This window comes from Aeromonas sp. AE23HZ002T15, from assembly GCF_054165525.2.
In genome coordinates this window covers 1,197,053-1,223,117 of record NZ_CM201342.1, presented here as the reverse complement: position 1 = coordinate 1,223,117, position 26,065 = coordinate 1,197,053, and the positions used below count along the sequence as shown (strand labels likewise).

Annotated in this window: 28 protein-coding genes; 27 read left to right on the top strand and 1 reads right to left on the bottom strand. The window is 62.3% G+C overall.

The genetic code is table 11. The features are described from left to right. Positions 1 to 9 precede the first annotated feature (9 nt). The 27 genes from fliQ to ACT5M9_RS05385 all read left to right on the top strand — a co-directional run bounded on the left by fliQ (position 10) and on the right by ACT5M9_RS05385 (position 25,127). Positions 10 to 279, top strand: coding sequence for a flagellar biosynthesis protein FliQ (gene fliQ / locus ACT5M9_RS05515; RefSeq protein ID WP_438548721.1), 270 nt, complete (start codon positions 10 to 12; stop codon positions 277 to 279). 13 nt (positions 280 to 292) lie between these two features. Continuing rightward, on the top strand, positions 293 to 1,090 hold the full coding sequence (gene fliR / locus ACT5M9_RS05510) for a flagellar biosynthetic protein FliR (RefSeq protein ID WP_457981124.1): 798 nt from the start codon (positions 293 to 295) through the stop codon (positions 1,088 to 1,090). 80 nt (positions 1,091 to 1,170) lie between these two features. Then, complete coding sequence (gene flhB, locus ACT5M9_RS05505) at positions 1,171 to 2,301, top strand: flagellar biosynthesis protein FlhB (protein WP_457981126.1); 1,131 nt, start codon at positions 1,171 to 1,173, stop codon at positions 2,299 to 2,301. A 425-nt stretch (positions 2,302 to 2,726) separates the two neighbouring features. After that, on the top strand, positions 2,727 to 4,829 hold the full coding sequence (gene flhA / locus ACT5M9_RS05500) for a flagellar biosynthesis protein FlhA (RefSeq protein WP_457981128.1): 2,103 nt from the start codon (positions 2,727 to 2,729) through the stop codon (positions 4,827 to 4,829). Positions 4,830 to 4,845: 16 nt separating this feature from the next. Then, on the top strand, positions 4,846 to 6,264 hold the full coding sequence (gene flhF, locus ACT5M9_RS05495; RefSeq protein ID WP_438548725.1) for a flagellar biosynthesis GTPase FlhF: 1,419 nt from the start codon (positions 4,846 to 4,848) through the stop codon (positions 6,262 to 6,264). A 1-nt stretch (position 6,265) separates the two neighbouring features. Further along, complete coding sequence (locus tag ACT5M9_RS05490; RefSeq protein WP_438549020.1) at positions 6,266 to 7,141, top strand: MinD/ParA family protein; 876 nt, start codon at positions 6,266 to 6,268, stop codon at positions 7,139 to 7,141. Then, on the top strand, positions 7,134 to 7,850 hold the full coding sequence (locus tag ACT5M9_RS05485) for an RNA polymerase sigma factor FliA (RefSeq protein ID WP_457981130.1): 717 nt from the start codon (positions 7,134 to 7,136) through the stop codon (positions 7,848 to 7,850). The genes ACT5M9_RS05490 and ACT5M9_RS05485 overlap by 8 nt, the downstream gene beginning before the upstream one ends. Positions 7,851 to 7,973: 123 nt before the next feature. After that, positions 7,974 to 8,345 (top strand): chemotaxis response regulator CheY, encoded by a 372-nt coding sequence (cheY, locus tag ACT5M9_RS05480; protein WP_425266319.1) that lies wholly within the window; start codon positions 7,974 to 7,976, stop codon positions 8,343 to 8,345. A gap of 12 nt (positions 8,346 to 8,357) precedes the next feature. Beyond that, positions 8,358 to 9,098, top strand: a complete 741-nt coding sequence (locus ACT5M9_RS05475; protein WP_438548727.1) for a protein phosphatase CheZ — start codon at positions 8,358 to 8,360, stop codon at positions 9,096 to 9,098. Between the two features lie 11 nt (positions 9,099 to 9,109). Beyond that, complete coding sequence (locus ACT5M9_RS05470) at positions 9,110 to 11,254, top strand: chemotaxis protein CheA (RefSeq protein WP_457981132.1); 2,145 nt, start codon at positions 9,110 to 9,112, stop codon at positions 11,252 to 11,254. Between the two features lie 32 nt (positions 11,255 to 11,286). Further along, positions 11,287 to 12,420, top strand: a complete 1,134-nt coding sequence (gene cheB / locus ACT5M9_RS05465; protein ID WP_457981134.1) for a protein-glutamate methylesterase/protein-glutamine glutaminase — start codon at positions 11,287 to 11,289, stop codon at positions 12,418 to 12,420. 2 nt (positions 12,421 to 12,422) lie between these two features. After that, positions 12,423 to 13,160 (top strand): flagellar motor protein, encoded by a 738-nt coding sequence (locus tag ACT5M9_RS05460; RefSeq protein WP_438548730.1) that lies wholly within the window; start codon positions 12,423 to 12,425, stop codon positions 13,158 to 13,160. 83 nt (positions 13,161 to 13,243) lie between these two features. Beyond that, entirely contained in the window at positions 13,244 to 14,152 is a 909-nt protein-coding gene (locus ACT5M9_RS05455; protein WP_457981136.1) for a flagellar motor protein MotB, read from the top strand. A gap of 4 nt (positions 14,153 to 14,156) precedes the next feature. Next, positions 14,157 to 14,951 (top strand): ParA family protein, encoded by a 795-nt coding sequence (locus ACT5M9_RS05450; RefSeq protein ID WP_438548732.1) that lies wholly within the window; start codon positions 14,157 to 14,159, stop codon positions 14,949 to 14,951. After that, complete coding sequence (locus ACT5M9_RS05445; protein WP_457981138.1) at positions 14,948 to 15,820, top strand: chemotaxis protein CheW; 873 nt, start codon at positions 14,948 to 14,950, stop codon at positions 15,818 to 15,820. Before ACT5M9_RS05450 ends, ACT5M9_RS05445 begins: the two co-directional genes overlap by 4 nt. Positions 15,821 to 15,889: 69 nt before the next feature. Next, a complete protein-coding gene (locus ACT5M9_RS05440) occupies positions 15,890 to 16,378 on the top strand; it encodes a chemotaxis protein CheW (RefSeq protein WP_349918831.1) in 489 nt (162 codons plus the stop codon). 62 nt (positions 16,379 to 16,440) lie between these two features. Continuing rightward, a complete protein-coding gene (locus ACT5M9_RS05435; protein ID WP_438548734.1) occupies positions 16,441 to 16,827 on the top strand; it encodes a DUF2802 domain-containing protein in 387 nt (128 codons plus the stop codon). Positions 16,828 to 16,991: 164 nt separating this feature from the next. Continuing rightward, on the top strand, positions 16,992 to 17,627 hold the full coding sequence (gene ccmA, locus ACT5M9_RS05430) for a cytochrome c biogenesis heme-transporting ATPase CcmA (protein ID WP_457981140.1): 636 nt from the start codon (positions 16,992 to 16,994) through the stop codon (positions 17,625 to 17,627). Positions 17,628 to 17,630: 3 nt separating this feature from the next. Then, positions 17,631 to 18,299, top strand: a complete 669-nt coding sequence (gene ccmB, locus ACT5M9_RS05425) for a heme exporter protein CcmB (protein WP_457981142.1) — start codon at positions 17,631 to 17,633, stop codon at positions 18,297 to 18,299. A gap of 164 nt (positions 18,300 to 18,463) precedes the next feature. After that, a complete protein-coding gene (locus ACT5M9_RS05420; RefSeq protein WP_438548737.1) occupies positions 18,464 to 19,204 on the top strand; it encodes a heme ABC transporter permease in 741 nt (246 codons plus the stop codon). A gap of 2 nt (positions 19,205 to 19,206) precedes the next feature. Continuing rightward, positions 19,207 to 19,413, top strand: coding sequence for a heme exporter protein CcmD (ccmD, locus tag ACT5M9_RS05415; RefSeq protein ID WP_438548738.1), 207 nt, complete (start codon positions 19,207 to 19,209; stop codon positions 19,411 to 19,413). Next, positions 19,410 to 19,901: a cytochrome c maturation protein CcmE gene (gene ccmE, locus ACT5M9_RS05410; protein WP_438548739.1), complete on the top strand. Its 492-nt coding sequence runs from the start codon at positions 19,410 to 19,412 to the stop codon at positions 19,899 to 19,901. The genes ccmD and ccmE overlap by 4 nt, the downstream gene beginning before the upstream one ends. Before the next feature lie 82 nt (positions 19,902 to 19,983). Continuing rightward, on the top strand, positions 19,984 to 21,939 hold the full coding sequence (locus ACT5M9_RS05405; RefSeq protein ID WP_457981144.1) for a heme lyase CcmF/NrfE family subunit: 1,956 nt from the start codon (positions 19,984 to 19,986) through the stop codon (positions 21,937 to 21,939). Next, positions 21,936 to 22,466 (top strand): DsbE family thiol:disulfide interchange protein, encoded by a 531-nt coding sequence (locus ACT5M9_RS05400; RefSeq protein WP_457981146.1) that lies wholly within the window; start codon positions 21,936 to 21,938, stop codon positions 22,464 to 22,466. Before ACT5M9_RS05405 ends, ACT5M9_RS05400 begins: the two co-directional genes overlap by 4 nt. 11 nt (positions 22,467 to 22,477) lie before the next feature. Next, positions 22,478 to 22,960 (top strand): cytochrome c-type biogenesis protein, encoded by a 483-nt coding sequence (locus ACT5M9_RS05395; protein WP_457981148.1) that lies wholly within the window; start codon positions 22,478 to 22,480, stop codon positions 22,958 to 22,960. Further along, positions 22,957 to 24,237, top strand: a complete 1,281-nt coding sequence (gene ccmI, locus ACT5M9_RS05390) for a c-type cytochrome biogenesis protein CcmI (protein ID WP_457981150.1) — start codon at positions 22,957 to 22,959, stop codon at positions 24,235 to 24,237. The genes ACT5M9_RS05395 and ccmI overlap by 4 nt, the downstream gene beginning before the upstream one ends. A gap of 80 nt (positions 24,238 to 24,317) precedes the next feature. Further along, positions 24,318 to 25,127, top strand: a complete 810-nt coding sequence (locus ACT5M9_RS05385) for an MlaA family lipoprotein (RefSeq protein WP_457981151.1) — start codon at positions 24,318 to 24,320, stop codon at positions 25,125 to 25,127. 103 nt (positions 25,128 to 25,230) lie between these two features. Here ACT5M9_RS05385 and sodB read toward each other — a convergent pair whose 3' ends face one another. Further along, positions 25,231 to 25,815 (bottom strand): superoxide dismutase [Fe], encoded by a 585-nt coding sequence (gene sodB, locus ACT5M9_RS05380; protein ID WP_005331469.1) that lies wholly within the window; start codon positions 25,813 to 25,815, stop codon positions 25,231 to 25,233. Between the last annotated feature and the right edge of the window lie 250 nt (positions 25,816 to 26,065).

Sequence of the window (26,065 nt, the reverse complement as noted above, 5' to 3'; positions counted from 1 at the left end):
GCCGAGACGATGAGTCCTGAAACCTTTGTCGACGTGTTTCGCGAGGCGCTCTGGCTGGTGACCATCATGGTCTGCGCCGTGATCCTGCCGAGCTTGATGGTGGGTCTGGTCGTCGCCATCTTCCAGGCGGCAACCTCCATCAACGAACAGACCCTGAGCTTCTTGCCCCGTCTGGTGGTGACCCTGCTGGCCCTGGGACTCGGCGCCCACTGGGGGCTGCAGAGCCTGATGGACTTCTTCCAGCTGATGGTGAGCCAGATCCCCGAGGTGGTGGGGTGAGTCAGGGGTCCCTATGACCTACACCACGGCGGTGATCATGGAGTGGCTGGCGTCCATCGTCTGGCCCCTTGCCCGCATCAGCAGCCTGCTGATGGTGATGGCGGTATTTGGCAGCCGCCTGGCCCCCGCCCGGGTGCGCATGGGCCTGGCGCTCGCCATCACCTTCATCATCGCCCCCCTCTTGCCCCCCATGCCCAAGGTCGAACTCTTCTCCGTCGGCAGCTTCCTGGTGCTGGGTCAGCAGCTGCTTATTGGCATCGCGCTGGGTCTGATGACCCAGTTCCTGCTGGAAACCTTCGTGATGGCGGGTCAGGTCATCGCCATGCAGACCAGCCTGGGGTTCGCCACCCTGGTGGATCCCATGAACGGCCAGTCCGCCCCCGTGGTGGGCCAGTTCTATCTGATGCTGGCGACCCTGGTGTTTCTGGCGGTGGATGGCCACCTGCTGATGATCAAGATGGTGGTGCTGAGCTTCGAGACCCTGCCGGTGTCGGACAGCGGGCTCTCCCTGCCCGCTATCCGCAGCCTGATAAGCTTCCTCGGGGTCATGTACCAGGCCTCCCTGGTGATGGCCCTGTCGGCCATAGTCGCGCTGCTGCTCATCAACTTCGCGTTCGGGGTCATGACCCGGGCCGCCCCCCAGCTCAACATCTTCAGCATCGGCTTCGCGGTCAGCATGATGTCCGGTCTCTTCATCCTCTGGCTCACCATAGGGGGCTTCATGGGGCACTTCGAAGCCATCTGGGAGCGGGTGCAGGAGACCAGCTGCGAGCTGATCGATGTGCGCTGTTTCGGGGGCCAGAATGGCTGAGTGCACTGAGGGCATCCCCTTCGTCCTGATGGCCGGCCTGGGCGGCATGCCGCCAGGAATGGCCAGCCTCGGAGGTCAGCATGGCTGATACCGATCAGGAACGTACCGAACAACCCACGGGCAAACGACTGCAACAAGCCCGGGAAAAAGGGCAGATTGCGCGCTCCAAGGAGCTGGGAACCGCCAGCGTCCTGCTGGCCACCGTCTTTGGTCTCCTGATGATCAAGGAGAGCCTGGCGGGGGCCATGGTCAAGGTGCTCACCACCGGCTTCACCCTGGAGCGGGAGCAGGTGTTCGATCCCAATGCCATGGGGGTCATGCTGCCGACCCTGCTGTGGGAGCTGGTGCAGCCGCTGGGTATGCTGTTTCTGCTGGTGGCCATCGCCGCCTTCGTCGGCAATACCCTGCTCGGGGGGATGAACTTCTCCTCCGAGGCCATGATGCCCAAGTGGAGCAAGCTGAGCCCCTTGAGTGGCCTCAAACGGATGTTCGGGGTGCAATCCCTGGTGGAGCTGCTCAAATCCATCGCCAAGGTGGTGTTCATCAGCCTGTTCGCCTGGTGGATGCTATCCAGCCAGTTCAATCACCTGTTGAATCTCTCCCTCGAGGGCTTTCCCGGCGGCATCATAGACGCCCTGGATCTGCTGCTCTGGATGCTGATCATCCTCTGCTGCGCCCTCATCCCCATCGTCGCCATCGACGTGCCCTTCCAGACCTGGAACCACACTCGTCAGCTCAAGATGACCAAGCAGGAGATCAAGGACGAGTTCAAGGACAGCGAGGGCAAGCCCGAGGTCAAGGGCAAGATCCGCCAGTTGCAGATGCAGATGGCGATGCGCCGCATGATGGGGGATGTGCCCAAGGCGGACGTGGTGATCACCAACCCGACCCACTACTCGGTGGCGCTGAAATACGACGCCAGCAAGCCGGGGGCGGCCCCCAAGGTGCTGGCCAAGGGCACGGACGAGGTGGCGATGAAGATAAGGGAGATCGCCCGGGAGTACGATATACCCATCATGGCCTCGCCGCCGCTCACCCGCGCGATCTTCCATGCCACCGAGATAGGGCAGGAGATCCCGGAGGGACTGTTCGCCGCCGTGGCCCAGGTACTGGCCTACGTCTATCAGCTCAAGAAGTTCCGCCGTGGCCGCGGTCGCCGCCCGACCCCCATCGCCAAGGATCTGCCGATCCCGCCGGAGTTTCGCAAGTAGCGCCTGCCTTCCTGGCGGTGCGTCGAACGAGCATCCAGGGTCACTGTCACCCTGTGCCGTCAGGGTCTAGAGGTTCGCATCCCTCAGCTCCAGAGGTTCCGCTTTGGCCGCGATTTCCGCCCGTTCCCGATCGCCGAAGGGTTGCCGATCCCCCTGGCGTGTCGACGTTGGCGCCGCCATCACCCTCATTGCTGCGTAGGTGCTTGCCTGATGGCGCCTGCAGATGAGCCACCATGGTTTGCCAGCCTGTCTTCCGGATTGCCAATATCTGCACCTGTCCGTCCTGGCCCTTCCCATGCTGCATATTTCACCAACGTCGAACTTCTGACAGCTTTAAAATAAAATCCTTATATATCAACTGATTGAACTTTTGGCTTGATGTTTGCTTTAATCCGCCAACTGGCAGTCGATAGTTGAGAACAACGATGGGATTCAAGGCAGGATTGGGCCGTTTAAAAGAGTACAGGTGGTTGCTTGGCAAGGGGGTGGGGACCCCGTTGCTGGTGCTCGCCTCCCTCGGCATGGTGGTGTTGCCCATCCCGCCCCTGATGCTGGACATCCTGTTCTCCTTCAACATCGCCCTCTCCATCGTGGTGCTGCTGGTGGCCGTCTACACCCGCCGCCCCCTGGAGTTCGCCGCCTTCCCCACCGTCTTGCTGATAGCGACCCTGCTGCGTCTCGCCCTCAACGTCGCCTCCACCCGGGTGGTGCTGTTGGAAGGCCACAACGGCACCGCGGCCGCCGGTCACGTGATCGAGGCCTTCGGCAACGTGGTGATCGGTGGCAACTATGCGGTCGGCATCATCGTCTTCATGATCCTGGTGATCATCAACTTCGTGGTGGTCACCAAGGGTGCGGGCCGGATCTCCGAGGTGAGCGCCCGCTTCACCCTGGATGCCATGCCCGGCAAACAGATGGCCATCGATGCGGACTTGAACGCCGGCCTCATCAATCAGGAGGAGGCCAAGAAGCGCCGTCAGGACGTGACCCAGGAAGCGGACTTCTACGGCTCCATGGACGGTGCCTCCAAATTCGTGAAGGGGGATGCCATCGCCGGCATCATGATCCTCTTCATCAACATCATCGGCGGCTTCATCATCGGCATGGTGCAGCACCAGCTCACCTTCGGCGAGGCGGCCCAGGTCTACACCCTGCTCGCGATCGGTGACGGCCTGGTGGCCCAGATCCCCTCCCTGCTGCTCTCCATCGCCGCCGCCATCATAGTGACCCGTCAGAACACGGATCAGGACATGGGCACGGCGGTGCTCGGCCAGCTGTTCGAGAATCCCAAGGCCCTGGTGATCTCCGCCGGCATCCTGCTGTTGATGGGGATAGTGCCCGGCATGCCCCATCTGGCTTTCCTGAGCCTCGGCGGCATCGCCGCGGTCGGTGCCTGGTGGCTGCTGCGCCGTGACAAGCTGCGTGCCGCCAAGGTAGCCAGTGGCGAGTTGTTGCCACAGGCGGCGGATCAGCCCCATGAGCAGAAGGATCTGAGCTGGGATGACGTCATGCCGGTGGATGTGATCGGCCTCGAGGTGGGTTATCAGCTCATCCCGCTGGTGGACAAGAGCCAGGGGGGCGAGCTGCTCAACCGGATCAAGGGGGTGCGCAAGAAGCTCTCCCAGGAGTTCGGCTTCCTGGTGCCCGCCGTGCATATCCGGGACAACCTGGATCTCGCCCCGAACCAGTACCGCATCACCCTCATGGGGGTGAGCACGGGTGAGGCCACCGTCTATCACGACAAGGAGATGGCCATCAACCCGGGTCAGGTGTTTGGCCAGATCCAGGGCATCGCCACCCAGGATCCCGCCTTCGGGCTGGAGGCGGTCTGGGTCGCCAAGGAGCAGGTCTCCCAGGCCCAGACCCTGGGTTACACGGTGGTGGACGCCGCGACTGTGGTCGCCACCCACATGAGCCAGATCCTCTCCAGCCACGCGGCCCTGCTGCTGGGTCATGACGAGGTGCAGCAGCTGCTGGACATGATAGGGAAGCACCAGAGCAAGCTGGTGGAAGGCCTGGTTCCCGAGGTGATCAGCATGGGCAACCTGGTCAAGGTATTGCAAAATCTCCTCAATGAAGGCGTGCCAATTCGCGATATGCGCACTATCCTGCAGACCCTCGTGGAATATGCGCCCCGCAGCCCGGATCCGGAAGTGCTGACGGCCGCCTGCCGTATCGCCCTGCGCCGGCTCATCGTGCAGGAGATCGCCGGCCCCGAGCCCGAGCTGCCGGTGATCACACTATCACCAGAATTGGAACGTATATTGCATCAATCCCTGCAAGCAGGTGGGGGAGATGGCGCCGGCATAGAGCCGGGACTGGCGGAGCGGATGCAGCGCTCCCTGGTGGAAGCCACTCAACGACAAGAACTGGAAGGCCAACCGGCCGTGCTTCTGACATCGGGGATTCTGCGCAATACCCTGGCGAAATTTGTCAAGAATGCCATTCCTGGATTGCGCGTCCTGTCCTATCAGGAAGTCCCTGATGACAAGCAAATCCGCATCGTCAGTGCGGTAGGACAGGGCTAGTTAGCGGAGATGACGGGTGAAGATTAAGCGGTTTTTTGCCAAAGACATGCGTACTGCGCTGGCCGAGGTCAAGGAGACTCTCGGGCCGGATGCTGTCATCATGTCCAACAAGAAGGTCACCGGTGGGGTGGAGATAGTCGCCGCTGTCGATTATCAGTCCCAGGTACCCGGGCCTAAAGATGCGCCGGTTCGCCGTCAGTTGAACGATGAGAGCGTCAATATCTCGTCTGCGGGCAAGCAGATGACGCGCCAGGCTCCCAAGGAGCAGAACGAATATTACGCCGACACCCTGGCTGCCCTGCTGGCGCGCCAGCAGAAGCTCAACCCCGCCAATCCGGCGGGGGAGAGGGGAAGCAACCAGTCTGCCGGTCTGGTGTCGGCCAGCGCCGCCCCCAAAACCCTGGCGGAACAGGGCCAGTGGGGGACTGCCCCCGAGCCCGCCAAGCCGAGGCCCCGTCCCGCCTCCCCGTCACGTCCGGCTCAGGCCCCGCAGCGGGATCAGGAGATGGAGGGGATGCGCAAGGAGATGGCCAGCATCCGCAAGCTGTTGGAGCACCAGATCTCAGGCCTGATGTGGCAGGAGGTGGAGCGCCGTGAACCGATGCGAGCCCTGCTCATCAAGGAGCTCAAGAAGATGGGCTTCGATGACGCCTTCGCCGATCAGCTGGCGGGCCTCATCCCGGAAGACATGCCCATCCATCAGGCCATGGCCCAGCTGGCCGAGGTGCTGACGGCCCAGCTCAAGATCAGCGAAGATGACATCCTGCGTCAGGGCGGTGCCGTGGCCCTGCTCGGCCCGACCGGGGTCGGCAAGACCACCACCATCGCCAAGCTGGCCGCCCGCTTCGCCATGAAGTACGGCGCCGAGCAGGTGGCCCTCATCACCACGGACAACTACCGGATCGGTGCCCACGAGCAGTTGCAGACCTATGGTCGCATCATGGGTTGCCCGGTGCGCCAGGTGCGGGATGCCGAGGAGCTGGCCAGTGCGCTCTACCAGTTCCGCCATCGCCGGCTGGTGCTCATCGACACCGCCGGTGTGGGGCAGCGGGATATCCGCCTGACCGAACAGCTCGACACCCTGGTCAAGAATGCCAAGGTACGCATTCGCAGCTATCTGGTGATGTCCGCCACCTCCCAGCGCCGGGTGATGCAGGAGGCGGTGGATCACTTCCGGCGTATCCCGCTCTCCGGTTGCATCCTGACCAAGCTCGACGAGAGCCTGAATCTGGGGGAGGTGATCAACGTATGCATTCAGAATGCGCTGCCCATCAGCTACATCACCGACGGGCAGCGGGTGCCGGAAGATATTCAAGTTGCCAATGCGGCGCTGCTGGTCGGCGCCGCCATGGGTTCGCTGGAGCGGGAAGCGGAAGACCCCTATTTCTGGGGAGCGGGCTTTGGCGAGACCGAGGATTCGGAGTTTTATGAGTAACATGTATATGGATCAGGCGAGTGGTCTGCGCAAAATGCGTCAAAACAATAGAGTGAAAGTGATCGCCGTGTCCGGAGGCAAGGGGGGCGTGGGCAAGACCAACGTCACCCTGAACGTGGCAGGCGCCATGGCCGCCCAGGGCAAGCGGGTGATGGTACTGGATGCCGACCTGGGTCTGGCCAACGTCGACGTCATGCTGGGGCTGCGGGTACACCGCAACCTCTCCCACGTGCTGGCCGGGGAGTGCACCATAGACGACATCATCGTCGAGGGCCCCTACGGCATGATGATAGTGCCGGCCACCTCGGGTACCCAGTCCATGGTGGAGCTCTCGCCGGTGCAGCACGCCGAGCTCATCCGCGCCTTCGGGGAGATGAAGACCCAGGTGGACGTGCTGCTGGTGGACACGGCGGCGGGAATCTCCGACATGGTGCTGAGCTTCACCCGCGCCGCCCAGGACATCATGGTGGTGGTCTGCGACGAACCCACCTCCATCACGGATGCCTACGCCCTCATCAAGATCCTCTCCAAGGATCACGGGGTTTTCCGCTTCAAGGTGGTGGCGAACATGGTGCGCTCCCTGCGGGAGGGGCAGGAGCTCTACGCCAAGCTGACCCGGGTGACCGATCGCTTCCTCGACACCTCTCTGGAGCTGGTGGCCTGCGTGCCTTATGACACCAACCTGCGCGCCGCCGTGCGCAAGCAGAAGCTGATCGTCGAGGCCTTCCCCAAGTCACCGGCGGCCCTGGCGTTTCGCGCCCTGGCCAACAAGGCGGCGAGCTGGCCCATCCCGAACCAGCCGGGTGGTCACCTCGAGTTTTTCCTCGAGAACTTATTGCAAAAGCCGGTCATAGCACAGGAAGACTCCCGTGAATAAAGCCCAAGCATACTTGCGTCATCAGGATTCCTACGTGCTGGTGGAGCGCCATGCTCCGCTGGTGAAGCGGATCGCCCAGCATCTATTGGCTCGCCTGCCGAGCAGTGTCTTGCTGGATGACCTGATCCAGGCAGGTATGATTGGGCTGCTCGAAGCCTCCCGCAACTTTGACGGCAGCAAGGGCGCCAGCTTTGAGACCTATGCGGGCATCCGCATCCGCGGTGCCATGCTGGACGAAATTCGCCGCGGCGACTGGGTGCCGCGCTCGGTGCACCGCAACAGCCGCGCCATCGCCGAGGCCATCGAGAACGTGGAGCAGACCCACGGCCGCGATGCCAGAGACACGGAAGTGGCATCCCAGATGGGGGTCTCCCTCGGTGACTACCACACCATGCTGCAGGACGTCTCCTGCGGCAAGATCATCGGCATCGAGGATCTGGGGGTCAGCGAGGATGTGATCGGTCATCCCGACGACGTCAGCCACGGCGGCTACGACGATCTGGCGGCCGAGCGTTTCCAGGGGGCGCTGGCGGAGCACATCGCCCGCCTGCCCGAGCGGGAGGCCCTGGTGCTTTCCCTGTATTACGACGAAGAATTGAACTTGCGTGAGATCGGTGAGGTATTGAGCGTGAGCGAGTCTCGCGTGAGCCAGATCCACAGTCAGGCCATGCACAGATTGCGGGCCCGCCTGAGAGATTGGAACTTATAAGTGGTTGTACTGGCTACACTGAAACCCAACTCTAAGGCATAATCCGCACCATTAAAGCTACGTTCAGCATCATGTAAGTGAGCCGTCTTGACGGCTCTTTAGGAGGGAATTTTGGACAAGAACATGAAAATCCTCATCGTCGATGATTTTTCAACGATGCGCCGGATTATCAAGAACTTGCTGCGTGACCTTGGGTACAACAACACCCACGAGGCAGACGACGGCAACACGGCGTTGCCGATGCTCAAGAACGGCGACTACCAGTTCGTGGTCACCGACTGGAACATGCCGGGTATGCAGGGCATCGACCTGCTCAAGGCCATTCGTCTGGATGACAAACTCAAGCACCTGCCGGTCCTGATGGTCACTGCCGAAGCCAAGCGCGAGCAGATCATCGAAGCCGCTCAGGCCGGGGTCAATGGCTACATCGTCAAGCCGTTCACCGCCGCCACCCTCAAAGAGAAGCTCGATAAAATCTTCGAACGAATCGGCTAAGGAGTGGCAGGGATGAAGGCCAAAACGAGTGCCATGATCTCCCTCGAGCAGGCAAGGATGCTGGTTGCCCATCTGGAGCGCGAGGAGTTTGAACAGGCCGATACCATTCTCGCCGATGTGTGTGCCCCCAATGCGGCGGCCCTGTTCGACAAGGTGGGGCAGCTGACTCGCCAGTTGCACAACTCTTTGCAGGACTTTCGTCTGGATCCCAGGATCCCGGATCTCGCCACCCACGAGATCCCCGATGCCCGGGAGCGCCTGAGCTACGTCATCGACATGACGGACAAGGCGGCCAACCGCACCATGGATGCGGTAGAGGCCAGCCTGCCCATCGCCGATCGCCTCAATGACAACATCCAGCTGGTGATGCCCAATTGGAATGCCTTGATGAGCCGGGAATTGGAAGTGGGCCAATTCAAGGCGCTCTGCCATCAACTGAATGATTTCATTAAGGCTTCAGAGTCAGATGCCGATAAGTTACGGCAACTGCTGACGGAAATTCTGATGGCACAGGATTTCCAGGATCTGACCGGTCAGATGATCCGCAAGGTGATCAAGCTGGTGCAGGAAGTGGAAACGAAATTGATAGAGATGCTGACCATGTTTGGTGAGGCCGCCGGCGAACATGTCGCCCGCAGCCAGCCCATGAGTGGCATCGAGGCAGAAGGCCCCATCATGAACCCAGAGACGCGGTCCGATGTGGTCAACGGTCAAGATGATGTGGACGATCTGCTGTCTAGCCTGGGATTTTAATGGAGTGACGCATGGCCTTCGAAGTTGATGAAGACATACTGCAAGACTTTTTGGTCGAAGCATCAGAAATATTGGAACAGTTGTCTGAACAACTGGTCGACTTGGAAAAGCGACCCGATGACAAGAATCTGTTGAATGCCATTTTCCGCGGCTTCCATACCGTCAAGGGGGGGGCCGGTTTCCTCTCCCTGACCGAGCTGGTGGACGTCTGCCACGGCGCCGAGAACATCTTCGATATCCTGCGCAATGGCAAGCGAAGTGTCACTGCCGAGCTGATGGATGTGATCCTGCAGGCGCTGGATGCCATCAACGTCATGTTCGCCCAGGTACAGAACCGGGAGCCGACCAGCCCGGCCTCCGCCGATCTGCTGCACGACTTGCACGAGCTGTGCAAACCTGAGGGTCAGGAGCAGTTGCTGACTGCCCGCGCCGCCGCCGTGCAGCAGCCTGAACCAGAACCTATACCCGAACCCATACCTGAGCCTGTCGTGGCTGCGCCGGTCACGCCTGCCGCGGTCAACGGTGGCGGCTCCATCGACGAGATCTCCGCCGATGAGTTCGAGCGGCTGCTCGATGAGCTGCACGGTGTGGGCAAAGCGCCGACCATCTCGGCTTCACCCGTGCTGAGCGACTCCGGCGATATCACGGACGACGAATTCGAGGCCCTGCTCGATCAACTGCACGGTCAGGGTCAGCACGGCGGCAAGCCGGATCTCGCCCCGCTGCAATCGGTTCAGCAGGAGGTGGATGATCTCATCGGTGACGACGAGTTCGAACGCCTGCTGGACGAGTTGCATGGCCGCGGCCAGAGCCCGCAACATAGCATGGCAGCTCCGGCAGCTCCGGCAGCTCCGGCAGCTCCGGCAGCCCCGGTTCAGGCGGCCAAACCGGCTCCCGTTGCCAAGCCCGCTGCCGCCCCCGCTGCGGCCAAGCCCGCCGCCCCCGCTGCGGCCAAGCCCGCCGCTCCCGCCGAGAGCAATGCGGTGCAGAGCGACACCACGGTGCGGGTGGATACCAAGACCCTGGACGTCATCATGAACATGGTGGGTGAGCTGGTGCTGGTGCGTAACCGCCTGGTGAGTCTCGGCATCGCCAGCAACGACGAAGAGATGTCCAAGGCGGTGGCGAACCTGGATGTGGTGACCGCCGACCTGCAAGGGGCGGTGATGAAGACCCGCATGCAGCCTATCAAGAAGGTGTTCGGCCGCTTCCCCCGGGTGGTGCGCGATCTGGCCCGTACCCTCAAGAAAGATATCGAACTCATCATGGTGGGTGAGGACACGGATCTTGACAAGAACCTGGTAGAGGCACTGGCCGACCCCCTGGTTCACCTGGTGCGCAACTCCTGCGATCACGGCGTCGAGATGCCGGATGTGCGGGAGAAGGCGGGCAAGCCTCGTCAGGGCACCATCACCCTGAGCGCCTCCCAGCAGGGGGATCACATCCTGCTCTGCATCGAGGACGACGGCGCCGGCATGGATCCGGAGAAGTTGAAGTCCATCGCCATCAGCCGGGGCGTGCTGGACGCCGACAGCGCGGCGCGCATGAGCGATAACGACGCCTACAACCTGATTTTTGCCCCCGGTTTCTCTACCAAATCTGAGATTTCCGATATTTCCGGCCGTGGCGTCGGCATGGATGTGGTGAAAACCAGCATCGTCAGCCTGAACGGTTCCGTACACATCGATTCCACCTGGGGTAAGGGTACCCGCCTCGAGATCAAGGTGCCGCTGACCCTGGCCATCTTGCCGACCCTGATGGTGGAGGTGGGTCAACAGACCTTCGCCCTGCCGCTCGGTTGTGTGAACGAAATTTTCCACCTGGATCTGAAGAAGGCCAACATGGTGGACGGCCAGCTCACCATCATAGTGCGCGACAAGGCCATCCCCCTGTTCTACCTGCACAAGTGGCTGGTGCGTGGCGCCAAGTCTGCACGCCAGGACACAGGCCACGTGGTCATCGTCCAGATCGGCACCCAGCAGGTGGGCTTCGTGGTGGATAACCTCATCGGCCAGGAGGAGGTGGTGATCAAGCCCCTGGACAACCTGCTGCAGGGAACCCCGGGCATGGCGGGTGCCACCATCACCAGCGATGGCGGTATCGCCCTCATTCTGGATGTGCCCAGCCTGCTCAAGGCCTATGCACGTCGTCACTGATCGGTTTGGCCCAAGGAGTTAGAAAAAGCACGATGGCAGTCAAGGTATTAGTGGTCGACGATTCGAGTTTCTTCCGCCGCAGGGTGAGCGAGATCATCAATCAGGATCCCCTGATGACGGTGATCGACACGGCCCAGAACGGTCGGGAGGCGGTAGACAAGGCGCAGCAGTTGCGGCCCGATGTCATCACCATGGACATAGAGATGCCGGTGCTCGATGGCATCAGCGCCGTGCGCGAGATCATGGCCAAGTGCCCGACCCCCATACTGATGTTCTCCTCCCTGACCCACGACGGTGCCAAGGCGACCCTGGATGCCCTGGATGCCGGTGCCCTCGATTTTCTGCCCAAGAAATTTGAAGACATCGCCCGTGACAAGGACGAGGCGGTCAGCCTGCTGCAGCAGCGGGTCAGGGAGATATCCCGCAAGCGCTTCCTGATGGCGGCCAAACCCAGGGCTCCCGAGCCCGTGGCGCGCCCCCTGGTTGGTGGTGCCACCAGTTCCACCGTCGCTGGTGCTGCCGGGCGTCCCGCCGAGCGGATGGCTGAGCCACGGGCGCCGGGTGTACCCGCCAGCTTCAAGCGCAGCGGCAAGAGTTATCAGCTGGTGGCCATAGGCACCTCCACCGGCGGGCCCGTGGCCCTGCAAAACGTGCTGACCAAGCTGCCGGGGGATTTTCCGCACCCGATCCTGCTGATCCAGCATATGCCGGCGACCTTCACCGCCGCCTTCGCCGCTCGCCTCAACGGCCTGTGCCAGATCGGCGTCAAGGAGGCCGAAGACGGTGACGTGCTCAAACCCGGTCACGCCTACCTGGCTCCCGGCGGCAAGCAGATGCTGCTGGAGGGGCGCGGCCCCGGCTCGCGGATCCGCATCCTGGAGGGCAATGACAAGGTCAACTACAAACCCTGCGTCGACATCACCTTCGCCTCCGCCGCCAAGATCTACGGCGACAAGGTGCTGGCCATAGTGCTGACCGGCATGGGGGCCGATGGCCGGGACGGGGCTCGCCTGCTCAAGGAGCAGGGGGCTACCATCTGGGCGCAGGATGAAGCCTCCTGCGTCGTCTACGGTATGCCCCAGGCGGTCGCCAAGGCGGGCATAGCGAGTGAATCCCTGCCGCTGGACAGGGTCGCCCAGCGCATCCTGGTCGAGTTGGGCCGCTGAGCATGGGCATGCTCGGCCTGGTGCTGGCATTGGCTGCCCTGGCGATCGCCCAGTGGTGGCACGGGGGCAGCCTGCTGACCCTGCTGGACGGCCCGGCCTTCGTCATCGTGGTCGGCGGCACTTGGGGGGCGGTGATCCTGCAGACCCCCCGCAAGTACATGCTGGCGGCCCTCAAGCAGGCCCGCTGGATGCTGTTCCCGCCCCAGTGGGATCTGGCACAGCAGGCCGAGCGGCTGCAGACCTGGGCACAGTTCGCCCGCCAGCAAGGCCTGCTGGCGCTGGAGAACCAGGCGGAGGAGGAGCTGGAGCCCTTCACCCGCCAGGGGCTCACCATGATAGTGGACGGGGTTGCCATCGAGGATCTGCGCCGCCTGCTGGAGGCGGACATCGACATCGAGCAGGAGCGCAACGAGCACGCGGCCCGGGTGTTCGAGGCCATGGGGGGCTACAGCCCCACCATCGGCATCATAGGGGCGGTGATCGGCCTCATCCAGGCCATGTTCCACCTGGAGGAGCCGGGAACCCTCGGTGCCGGCATCGCCATCGCCTTCGTCGCAACCATCTACGGGGTGGGGTTTGCGAACCTCATCTATCTGCCCATCGCCAATCGTCTGCGGGCATTCCACTACCATTACGGTCTCTATCAGGAGATGACGCTGGAGGGGCTGCTGGCCATCGCCCACGGGGAGAACGGCCTGCAGGTTGAACGGCGGTTACGGGCCTATCTGAAAGGGGAGTAGTCGATCCTTGGCACTCGTCCAGAGGGAGACCGATTGGCAGCGCAAGGGCGGTTACGGGTTATCTGACTGAAGGGAGAATAGCCATGCGCAAGCGCTATCGTTTGCACCTGCAGGGACGAGAGCATCTCGACCGCTGGCTGGTCTCCTACGCCGATTACATGACCCTCATCTTCGCCCTCTTCGTGGTGCTCTACTCCGTCGCCATCGTCAACAAGGAGCAGTATCGCGCCGTCATCGAGGGGATGACCCAGGCCTTCAACCAGGTTCCGCGCAGCGACGGCCTGCTGGAGGGGCAAGGCAAGTCTTTGCTGGATCAGCCGGTGTCGGCGGCCCCCAGCCTGCTGGAGAGCCAGGCGTCTCCCGCACCGTCCCTTGCCCCCATCACCGGGACTCCGATCCAGCAGGATGGAGCCTCCCTCGCCACCATAGACGTGCAGTTGCAGCAGACCATGGGCTCTCTGGTGGAGGCGGGGGTGGTCAAGATCACCCAGGATGACGACTGGCTGACGGTGGAGCTCAGCGCTGGCCTGCTGTTCAACAGTGGCAGCGCCTTCCTCGGTCCCAACGCGGCCCCCGTGCTCGATACGCTTTCAGGTATTTTGAAGCCGGTCGATAACTATGTCAGGGTGCGGGGCTATACGGACAACGAGCCGATCCACAACGAGATGTTCAGTTCCAACTGGGCGCTCTCGGCGGCGCGAGCCGAGGCCGTGCTCGGGGCCCTGATCACAAAAGGGATAGTGCCCCAGCGCCTCGCCTACGAAGCCTATGGGGAATTCTCTCCCTTTGCCGATAACAGTACCGAGCAGGGGCGACTTCAGAATCGCAAGGTGGTGGTCGCCATATCCAGGTTCGCCTGGGTACCATCCGCCCCCGTTGCTCCCCAGGTGCAGGCCCCGGCAACGACGACACCGGCTGTGGTGGACAATGACGATGTCAGGGTGGTGACGCTGCCTGGTGGCGGCATACGCATAACAACAAGACAGGATTGATACATTGATCGTTTGGACGGTAGCCAATCAGAAAGGTGGAGTCGGTAAAACCACCACAGTGGTCTCCCTCGCGGGCATTCTGGCTCAGAAGGGCCAGCGCGTGCTGCTGATCGACACCGACCCTCACGCCTCCCTGACCTCCTATCTCGATTTTGACTCGGATAGGCTGGAGGGGACCCTGTACGAGCTGTTCCAGGCGGCCAAGCCGAGCGCCGAGCTGGTCAATCGCATGACCCTCAAGACCAAGTTCGAGAACATCAGCCTGTTGCCGGCTTCCATCACCCTGGCGACCCTGGACAGGGTCATGGGCAACCGGGAGGGCATGGGGCTGGTGCTCAAGCGGGCGCTGCTGCGGGTGCAGGATCAATATGACTATGTGCTCATCGACTGCCCGCCCGTGCTGGGGGTGATGATGGTCAACGCCCTGGCCGCCTGCGATCGCATCCTGGTGCCGGTGCAGACCGAGTTCCTTGCCCTGAAGGGGCTGGAGCGGATGATGAAGACCTTCGAGATCATGCAGCGCTCCAAGCGGGACAAGTTCCGCTATACCGTGATCCCGACCATGTTCGACAAGCGTACCCGCGCCTCCCTGATGACGCTGCAGTCCATCAAGGAGCAGTATGGCGAGGCGGTGTGGAATGCCGTCATCCCCATCGACACCAAGTTCCGGGATGCCAGCCTGCTGCACATCCCCCCTTCCATCTATGCGCCGGGCAGTCGTGGCACCTATGCCTATGAGACCCTGCTCAACTATCTCGACGCGTTGGAGCGTCAACGGACCCATGAGGTGACAGCATGAGAGAGACCACCCAGGTTCGGGCCATGGATGATTACTTCCACTCCCTGCTGCTGGACGATGCCCTGCTGCGGGAGAGCCTGGAGGATGAGGCGCCGGTCTTGCAGCGGCAACCGATCGTGCACAGCGAGGTGGTGGCCCCCTACCGGGAGGCGGATGCCAGGCTCGAGCAGCTGAGCGAGTTGCTGGCCCAGGTGAGCCAGGTGCAGGACGAGATGGAGGTGCTGAGCCATGAGGAGACTCATGTCGAGGCATTCCAGCTCGAGGCCGGCGAGCAGGCCCTGGTGGAGGAGATCCAGCCCGAGTTAATCCCCGTCACCACACCGGCCATCACTCCGGCCATAGTGGAGCCCGTCACCGCGCTGGTGACCGAGCCCGAGGTGGCTTTGGCGGCCGAGGTGGCGCCGGCACCCTCCCAATGGGAGAATCTGGACACAGGCAACGAGTTCCAGGCCCTCTTCTTCGATGTGGCCGGGGTGACCTTCGCTGTGCCTCTGACCGAACTCGGCGGCATCCATCAGCTGGGGGAGGTGACCTCCCTGTTCGGCCAACCGGCCTGGTATCGCGGCATCATGGCGTCTCGGGAGCAGAAGATGAACGTGGTGGACACGGCGCTCTGGGTGATGCCGGAGCAGACGCTGGAGGTCCCCGAATACAAGTATCTGATCATGCTGGGAGAATCTCCCTGGGGCTTGGCCTGCCATCAGCTCAAGGGCACTGAGCTGCTGCGCCGGGATCAGGTAAAATGGCGCCATCAGGAGGGTAAACGCCCCTGGCTGGCGGGCATGGTCAAGGAGAAGATGTGTGCCTTGCTCCACGTCAGGGAGCTGCTGGTGCTGCTCGGCCGTGGAGTGAACATTGAAGGTCGCTGATAACATCGGCACTTGCGTGATTTTATTGCTAATTTTACCCGTTGACGGGTTCATAAAAGGATCAGGAACATGACAGACAAGCGCAATATCGCCCAGAATCTGGCGGAAGACGAAGTGCTGCAGTGGGTGACCTTCCAGCTGGAAAACGAGACCTATGGCATCAACGTGATGCAGGTGCAGGAAGTGTTGCGCTACACCGAGATCGCCCCCGTACCCGGTGCTCCCGACTATGTGCTCGGCATCATCAACCTGCGCGGCAACGTGGTGACCGTCATCGATACCCGCTCCCGCTTCGGCCTGCCGGCCGGGGACGTGAGCGAGAACTCCCGCATCGTCATCATAGAGGCGGAGAAGCAGGTGATCGGCATCATGGTGGACAGCGTGGCCGAGGTGGTCTACCTGCGCTCCTCCGAGATCGACGCCGCCCCGGCAGTGGGCACCGAAGAGAGCGCCAAGTTCATCCAGGGTGTCAGCAACCGCGACGGCCAGCTGCTGATCCTGGTGGATCTCAACAAGCTGCTCTCCGACGAAGAGTGGGAAGACATCGGCTCCCTCTGATCGGGGCTGAGGGCAGGAGAGTGAGCCACGTTGGCTCCCTCTAACACAGAGGTGATGGTTTGATGATTGAATTTGCCGCCTTGGGGTTGTCCTTGCTGGCGCTGGTGCTGGCCCTTTACGGGGTATTGGGTCTGCGCCGGGCCCGGCAAGAGTCCGAGGCCAGGGTCGAGACGCTGCAAGGGCAGCTCGAGAGTCTGCGCAAGCAGATGATGGAGCTGCACACCGGCGCCATCGGCATGGGCCAGCGCCTGCAGTCGGCGGAAGGGGCCATGCAGAAGATCCAGGACAGCCAGCAGGAGCTGACCCTGCAGGATCCGGAACGCCGCCTCTACAGCCGCGCCGCCAAGATGGTGGAGCTCGGTGCCGACCTCGACGAGGTGATGAGCGAATGCGAGTTGCCGCAGGCGGAGGCCGAGCTGCTGATCTCCCTGCGCAAGGGCCGCTCCTGAATCCGGAGGGGGAGGCGCCCGCTTCCCCCTTATTCCTGCCATAAAATCCCGCGCCATGGCGCGATCTTCCCCACAAATCCTGTTGATAATCGGCATCTTTGAAAAGACGCTCAGCAATCCTGTGTTAATATGCAGGCCGCCTCATTCTCGATGATTGACTCCTCATGCTGCTTCAAGCCAACAATCTGAGCTGCGTGCGTGAAGATCGCACCCTGTTTGAACACCTCACCTTCAGGGTGACGGCTGGCGATCTGGTGCAGATCGAGGGCCCCAACGGGGTCGGCAAGACCAGCCTGCTGCGGCTCCTGACCGGACTCTCCCAGCCCTTCGCGGGGGAGGTGTGCTGGAACGGGGAGGATATCCGCCGCTGCCGCGACGAATACCATGCCAATCTGCTCTATCTGGGTCATCAGCCCGGCGTCAAGGCAAGTCTGACCCCCCTCGAAAACCTCGCCTTCTACCAGAAGCTGCACAGCACAGAGGTCGCCTACGTGGACTTGTGGCAGGTTCTAGCCCAGGTCGGTCTCGCCGGTTTCGAGGATTATCCCGCCGGCCAGCTCTCAGCCGGTCAGCAGAGGCGGGTGGCCCTGGCCCGGCTCTGGCTGTCGGACAAACCGGCGCTCTGGATCCTGGATGAACCCTTCACCGCCATCGACAAGCAGGGGGTCAAGGTGCTCGAACGCCTGTTCCTGGCCCACGCGGATCGGGGTGGCATAGTGGTGCTCACCACCCATCAGGATCTGACCCTGATGCAGGGGCGCCTGAAGACCCTCTCCCTCACCCCCATGCTGCAGGACTGAAGGATGCTCAGCGCCGTATTCACCCTGATCCAGCGGGAGCTGCTGATGGCCCTGCGCCAGCGCGCCGACATCTTCAACCCGCTCTGGTTCTTCCTCATCGTCATCACACTGTTTCCCCTCGGCATAGGGCCCGAGCCCCAGTTGCTGGCCCGTATCGCCCCCGGCATCATCTGGGTGGCGGCCTTGCTGGCCGCCATGCTCTCCCTGGAGCGACTGTTTCGGGACGACTTCAGCGACGGCGCCCTCGAACAGATGATGCTGATGCCCCATCCGCTCGGGTTGCTGGCGCTGGCGAAAGTGATCGCTCACTGGTTGCTGACCGGTCTGCCCCTGCTGCTGGTCTCCCCGCTGCTCGCCATCCTGCTCTCCCTGGACATGAAGACCTATCTGGCCGTGGTGGCGACCCTGGCCCTCGGCACCCCTGTGCTGAGTCTGCTCGGGGCGGTCGGGGTGGCGCTGACGGCGGGGCTGCGCAAGGGTGGGGTATTGCTCAGCCTGCTGCTGCTGCCGCTCTATATCCCTGTGCTGATCTTCGCCACCTCCGCCATCGACGCGGCCAGCATGGGCATGCCCTATGCCGGACAACTCGCGATCCTGGGGGCCATGCTGGTGGGGGCCCTGACCCTGACGCCCCTGGCGATCTCGGCGGCACTGCGGGTCAGCGTCAACTGATTAATTACTGAAAAAGGCTTCTTTGAAGCCTGTTTTGAGAACCTATAGTTGAGATAGATCAAGGGGATGGCTGCTTATCGCTTTCGGGGGATATGATGTTTCCCAGCAGTGGGTATGGTAGGCCTCGCCACTAAAAAATTAATAACTGAAAGGTTTTGTGAGCTATGTGGAAATGGTTGCATCCTTATGCCAAACCCGAGCGAGCCTATCGGCTGGCGGGGACACTGCTGCCCTGGTTTGCGGTGACGAGTCTGCTCGCCTTCATCATAGGCACCGTCTGGGGGCTGGCGTTCGCCCCCTCGGATTACCAGCAGGGTGACTCCTTCCGGATCATCTATATCCACGTGCCCTCCGCCATCCTCTCCATGGGGGCTTATTCCACCATGGCGGTGGCCGCCTTCATCGGCCTGGTGTGGCAGCTGCGCATGGCCGACATGACGGTGGCAGCCATCGCCCCGGTCGGCGCCGTGTTCACCTTCATCGCGCTCTTTACCGGCGCCGCCTGGGGCAAACCCATGTGGGGCACCTGGTGGGTCTGGGATGCCCGTCTCACCTCCGAGCTCATCCTGCTGTTCCTCTATCTGGGCGTCATCGCGCTTTACAACGCCTTCAGCGACAAGGTGGTGGCGGGTCGTGCCGCCGGCATACTGGCGCTGGTGGGGGTGATCAACCTGCCCATCATCCACTACTCGGTGGAGTGGTGGAACACCTTGCACCAGGGGGCCACCATCACCAAGTTCGACAAACCCTCCATCTCCCCCGAGATGCTGTGGCCGCTGCTCATCATGATACTGGCGTTTTCGGCCTTCCTCGGCGCCCTGACCCTGATGCGTTTTCGCAATGAACTCTTGATGCGGGAGTGGCATCGCCCCTGGGTCAAAGAGATTGCCGAGCAGGAGAAGTAAGCATGCACTTTGCCTCGTTCAGTGACTTCCTGGCCATGGGAGGCTACGCCTTCTACGTCTGGCTCTCTTTCGGTCTGACCCTGCTCTGCCTGGTCGGCATCGTCATTTCCACCCGAATGAAAACCCGCGCCCTGATCGGCGAACTGCGCAACAAGCAGGCACGGGAGGAGCGCCGCAAGGCGGCCCAGCAGATGGAGAACACCCTATGACCCCGAGACGCAAGAAACGCCTCACCATCATACTGGCGATCAGCCTCGGCCTCGCCAGCGTGATTGGCCTGGTGCTCTACGCCCTCAGCCAGAACATCGACCTCTTCTATACCCCGAGCGAATTGGTGGAAGGCAAGGGACCGGACAAGATCAAGCCCGAAGAGGGGCAGCGTCTTCGCATCGGTGGCCTGGTGGTGCCGGGTTCGGTAGTGCGGGATCCCCAGAGCCTCAAGGTCTCCTTCAAGCTGGTGGACAACGGCGGCCACATGGTGACGGTGGAGTTTGACGGCATACTGCCGGATCTGTTCCGCGAAGGGCAGGGCATAGTCGCCCAGGGCAATCTCAAGGATGCCAGCACCGTCAGCGCCTTCGAGGTGCTGGCCAAGCACGACGAGAACTACATGCCGCCCGAGGTGGCCGATGCCACCAACGGCATGCACTTCAAACCCGAATACACCGAGGCGCAGTTGAAGGGAGCCAAGCAATGATCCCCTCCTTCCTTGCGTCGTTTTCACCGTTGCTCGCCCGTGAACAGGTTCAGGTCGCGGCTCGATTGAAAGGAGCTCAAGCATGATCCCAGAACTCGGGCAATTCGCCCTGATCCTGGCCTTCGCCACCGCCCTGCTGCTGGGCAGCTATCCGCTGCTCGGGGCCAAGTGGGGGCGTCTTGGCATGATGTCGGCGGCCCGCCCGCTCGCCTATGCCCAGTTCCTGTTACTGCTGCTCTCCTTCCTCTGCCTGACCTGGGCCTTTGTGGACAACGACTTCACCGTGCAATACGTGGCCACCAACTCCAACAGCCTGCTGCCGCTCGCCTACCGTATCTCGGCGGTGTGGGGGGCTCACGAGGGTTCCTTGCTGCTCTGGGTGCTGACCCTGGGTGGCTGGACTGCCGCGGTGGCACTGCTGAGCCGCAGCCTGCCGCTCGATGCTGTGGCGCGGGTGCTCGGCGTGCTCGGCCTCATCTCGGTGGGCTTCACCGCCTTCGTGCTGTTCACCTCGGATCCCTTCACCCGCACCCTGCCGTACTTCCCAGTGGATGGGCGTGACCTCAATCCGCTGCTGCAGGATCCCGGCCTCATCTTCCACCCCCCCATGCTCTACATGGGCTATGTGGGCTTCTCGGTGGCCTTCGCCTTCGCCATCGCCTCCCTGATGACGGGACGGCTCGACGCCACCTGGGCACGCTGGTCCCGTCCCTGGACCATGGCGGCCTGGGTCTTCCTGACGCTCGGCATAGTGCTCGGCTCCTGGTGGGCCTATTACGAGCTCGGTTGGGGCGGCTGGTGGTTCTGGGATCCGGTGGAAAATGCCTCCTTCATGCCCTGGCTGGCGGGCACGGCCCTGCTGCATTCCCTGTCAGTGAGCGAGAAGCGCGCCACCTTCAAGGCCTGGACCGTGCTGCTGGCGCTCTCCGCCTTCTCCCTGAGTCTGCTCGGCACCTTCCTGGTGCGCTCCGGCGTGCTGGTGTCGGTCCATGCGTTCGCCTCCGACCCGACCCGCGGCCTCTTCATCCTGGGCTTCCTGCTGGCGGTGATCGGCAGCTCCTTGCTGCTGTTCGCCTTCAAGGGCTCCCAGGTCAAGAGCCACGGCAAGCATGAGCTGTGGAGCCGGGAGACCCTGCTGCTCGGCAACAACATCCTGCTGGTGGCGGGCCTGTTGACCGTGCTGCTCGGCACCCTGCTGCCCCTGGTACACAAGGAGCTGGGTCTCGGCAGCATCTCCATCGGCACCCCCTTCTTCAACCACATCTACAGCTGGCTCATCATCCCATTCGCCCTGCTGCTGGGGCTGGGCCCCCTGTTCCGCTGGCGCCGTCAGGAGCTGGGTGAGCTCAAGGGCAAGGTGGTGCTGGCTCTGGTGTTGAGCCTGGCCGCCGCTATCGGGTTGCCATATCTCTTTGCCGAGGCGTTCAAGCCCTGGGCGGCGCTGGGCATCGGGCTCGGTGTCTGGATCATCGTTACCAGCGTGCAGGAGACCTGGGTGCGCGCCACCCACAAGCACAGCTTTACCACCGGGGTGCGCAGGCTTGGCAATAGCCACTGGGCCATGATCTTGGGTCACGTGGGGCTCGCGGTCAGCATCATCGGCATCGCCTGCACCCAGAACTACAGCATCGAGAAGGATCTGCGCATGCAGGCCGGCGATCGGGTGCACTTTGCGGACTACGAGTTCGTCTTCACCGGGATAGCCGAGAAGAACGGCCCCAACTACGACGGCTTCAAAGGCGTGCTGGAGGTGCACAGGGATGGCAAGCAGGTGGCCACCCTCAAGCCCGAGAAGCGGATGTACACCGTCAGCCGCATGCCGATGACGGAAGCGGCCATCGATGCGGGCATCACCCGGGATCTCTATGCGGCGCTCGGCGAGCAGCTCGACAACGGCGCCTGGGCGGTGCGCATCTACTACAAGCCGTTCGTGCGCTGGATCTGGTTCGGCGGCGTCTTCATGGCCATCGGCGGCGTGCTGGCTATGCTGGACAAACGCTATCGCTTCGGTCGTCGTGAAGAGGAATCTAAAGCATGAGCCGTAAAACCTGGTTGTTTTTGCTGCCGTTTATCATCTTCCTGATGGGTGCCGTCTTCCTGTTCAAGGGGCTCTACTCCGATCCCACCAAGCTGGAATCCGTGATGGTGGACAAGGAGGTGCCCGTGTTCACCCTGCAGGACATCTATGATCTCGACAAGCAGCACGACAGGAGCATCCTCAAGGGGCGCCCCATGCTGCTCAACGTCTGGGCCACCTGGTGCCCGACCTGCTACGGGGAGCACACCTACCTCAAGCAGTTGGCGGGGCAGGGGATCTACATCGTCGGCATGAACTACAAGGATGAGCGGGACAAGGCCATCAAGTGGCTGGCCGAGCTCGGCAACCCGTATCAGATCAACCTCTACGATCCGGACGGCATGCTGGGGCTGGATCTCGGCGTCTACGGCGCCCCCGAGACCTTCTTCATCGACAGTCAGGGCATCATCCGTTACCGCCACGTGGGGGACGTCAATCCCGAGATCTGGGCCTCGACCCTCAAACCCATCTATGACGCCATGAAATAAGGGAGCGACCGATGAAAACGCTTATTGCGTCCTTGCTGCTGATGGCGGGACTGTTTGGCGCCGGTCAGGCCCGGGCCGCCATCGATGTCTACACCTTCGACAGCGACGCCCAGGAGCAGACCTTCCGCGAGCTGACCAAGGAGCTGCGTTGCCCCAAGTGTCAGAACCAGGACATCGCCGACTCCAATGCCGGGCTCGCCAAGGACCTGCGTGACAAGACCTACCAGATGGTGCGGGACGGCAAGGACAAGGAGGAGGTGGTGGATTACATGGTGGCCCGTTACGGCAACTTCATCCTCTACGATCCGCCCCTGATGGCCTCGACCCTGATCCTCTGGCTCGGCCCATTGCTGGTCATCGTCATCGGCGCCGCTACTGTGGTGGTGCGAAGCCGCCGCCGCTCCCCCGCCACCGAACAACGGCCCGAGCCTACCCTGAGCCCAGAGGAGCAGGCCCGGCTGGCCGCCCTGCTCAAAGAGGAAGAGAAACAATGACCGCATTTTGGATACTGGGCGCGGCCCTGCTGGTTTTGGTCAGCCTGGCCCTGATCCTGCCGCTGTGGCGGGGTGAGGGCCGCCAGAGCATCAGCCGCTCGGCCCTCAACAAACAGCTCTATCGCCAGCGCGTGCTGGAAATAGGCGAAGAGCGCGAGCAGGGGGTGCTGGCGGAGGAGTCTGAGTCCCTGGTGGAGCTGCAGCGTAGCCTGCTGGACGACATCCCAGACGTGGAGCAAACCGCCCGCGGCGGCAAGAGCCTGATCTGGATCCCGGGTGTGCTGGTGCTGGTGGTGGTGAGCGTCGGCCTCTACTTCAAGCTCGGCGCCTGGCAGGAGGTGCAGCGCTGGCAGGATGCCAGCAGCCGCCTCGGGGAGCTCAGCAACCGCATCCTGGTGGAGCGTGACAGCGAGGTGACCGAGCAGGATCTGCTGGACTTCACGCTGGCGCTGCGTACCCGTCTCCAGGAAGAACCGAACGACTATCGTGGCTGGCTGCTGTTGGGCCGCCTGACCCTGGATGGCAACGATCCCGAGATGGCCCGTGAGGCGCTGGAGCGCGCCTATTCGCTCGCACCCCAGAAGGCCATGGTAGCTGTGCCCTATGCCCAGGCCCTGATGATGACAGGGGATGAAGCCCAGGCGGATCGCCTGTTGCAGGCGGCCATCGCCCAGGATCCGGCCAATATCGAGGCCCGCTCCGTCTATGCCTTCATGGCGCTGCAGAAAGAGGACTTCCAGACCGCCCTCGGCCGCTGGCAGGCCATGCTGCCGCTGCTGGAGAAGGGATCGACCCGCTATGTGATGGTGGAGCGCTCCATCGAGTATGCCGAGCAGCAGCTGCGCCAGCGTGGCATCACCGTGGCCCTGGCGCCAGTGGCGCAGGGTGAACAGGCCGGTGCGCAGGCACAAGCCCAGGTGCTGACGGTGAAAGAGGGGGAATACCCGCTGCACATCACGCTGGCCCCCGGCATCCAGATGCCGGAGGATGCCCATCTGTTCGTGTTCGCCGTGATCCCTAATGGCCCGCCCATGCCCATCGCGGTCAAGCGTATCCCGGGCCCGGGCTTCCCGCTGACCCTGTCGCTGGGAGATGGGGACGCCATGATGGAGGGGAGCAAGCTGGCCGCCTACCCGGAGCTGCAGTTCAAGGCGCGACTCTCCCGGGGTGGCAACGTCATGAACAAGGAAGGGGCCTTCGAAGGGGTCTCGGTGACGGTACCGACCACCACCATTCCTTCAGCGCCGATTGACATCCGTATCGATCACGCCCTCTAATACTCCCTTGGCCCGGCCCCGGGATGGGGCGGGCCACCTATAATTCAGACTGATTCATTATAAAAGCTTAGGATTATCATATGTATCTGCGTTCAGGAGCATTGGCAGTGGCGCTGCTGTTGGGGGGCTGTGCGGGTGGCCCTCCCAAGCCGGGCCCAGAGAGCCTGGATCTCGAAGAGACCCCTCATCGTCCCGAGGCCACCAGCACGGCCAGCGATCCCCGTGACCCCTTCCAAGGGGCCAACCGGGCCATGTGGGCGGTGAACTACGACGTGCTCGAACCCTATGTGGCTCGCCCCGTGGTGCACGGCTACGCCCGCTATGTGCCGCAAGGGGTGAGGGACAGCATCGATAACTTCGTGGACAACTTCGACGAACCGAGCAGCATGGTGAACCACCTGTTGGTGGGGGATCTGCCGGGGGCGGGGACCAACCTGGGTCGCTTCACCATCAATACCACCCTGGGTCTGTTCGGCTTCTTCGATGTGGCCAAGCATGCGGGCCTCGCGCGCAATACCTTGGAGATGGATACCGTACTCGGCAAGGCGGACATCGGCGATGGCGCCTACGTCATGGTGCCCGTCTACGGCCCCACCACCACCCGGGAGCTGGTGGGGGACACCATCGATACCATCTACTTCCCCTATGCCTTGCTGACTTTCCCACTGCGGGTGGTGCACTGGGCACTGGATGGTCTGGGCACCCGCTCCAAGCTCATCGATCAGGAGCGGATCATCGACAACGCACTCGATCCCTATGCCCTGACCAAGGACTTCTACCTGCAGTACAACGACGGCAAGGTGAGCGGTCGCCAGCCTGAGCTCAAGGATCAGAAGCCTCAGGAAGATGACAGCAACCTGGATGACTATCTCGACGAGATAGATCAGTAAGGTTGTGTGTATGAGAGAGGCGCCTACGGGCGCCTTTCTTGTTGGAGAGCGGCCATAAAAAAACGCCCCGCGATGCGGGGCGTCTTGGCAAGTACCGGGCTTATCAGGCAGCCAGGTTCTTGGCCACGAATTCCCAGTTGACCAGGGCCCAGAAGGTTTCCATGTACTTCGGGCGCAGGTTGCGGAAATCGATGTAGTAGGCGTGCTCCCACAAGTCGACGGTCAGCAGCGGGGTGGTCCCGGCTTCGGTCAGCGGGCAGCCGGCGTTGGAGGTGTTGACGATGGCCAGGGAGCCGTCGGCCTTCTTCACCAGCCAGGTCCAGCTTGAGCCGAAGTTGCCGATGGCAGACTTGGTGAAGGCATCCTTGAACTCGGCGAAGGAGCCGAAGGCCTTGTTGATGGCATCGGCCAGGGCACCGGTCGGCTCGCCACCACCGTTCGGGGAGAGGCAGTGCCAGTAGAAGGTGTGGTTCCAGATCTGGGCGGCGTTGTTGAAGACGCCACCGGTGGAGGTCTTGATGATCTCTTCCAGAGACTTGCCTTCAAACTCGGTACCCGGCACCAGATTGTTCAGGTTGACCACGTAGGTGTTGTGGTGCTTGCCGTGGTGATATTCCAGGGTTTCCTGGGAGATGTGCGGTTCCAGAGCATTGATTGCATAGGGCAGAGCGGGAAGTTCGAATGCCATTTTCTACTCTCCATTGGCTGGACCGTGCGACAGCGACGGTTGCAAGACATTGCGTACTCTTTTCTATATCTGAAAAGAATTGTTGTTAAAATAGGGGGCCGGATGGCCCAAAGCCCACCGATTGTAGCAGTATCAAAGATGGGCTAACAACTCTTGATTCGTGCCATGACCTGGATCAACGGGGCGACTATTGATGCGTCTCTTCTTCCATTTCTCCCGGTTTGCCAGTTTGTGCTCCGCCCGGTTTGCA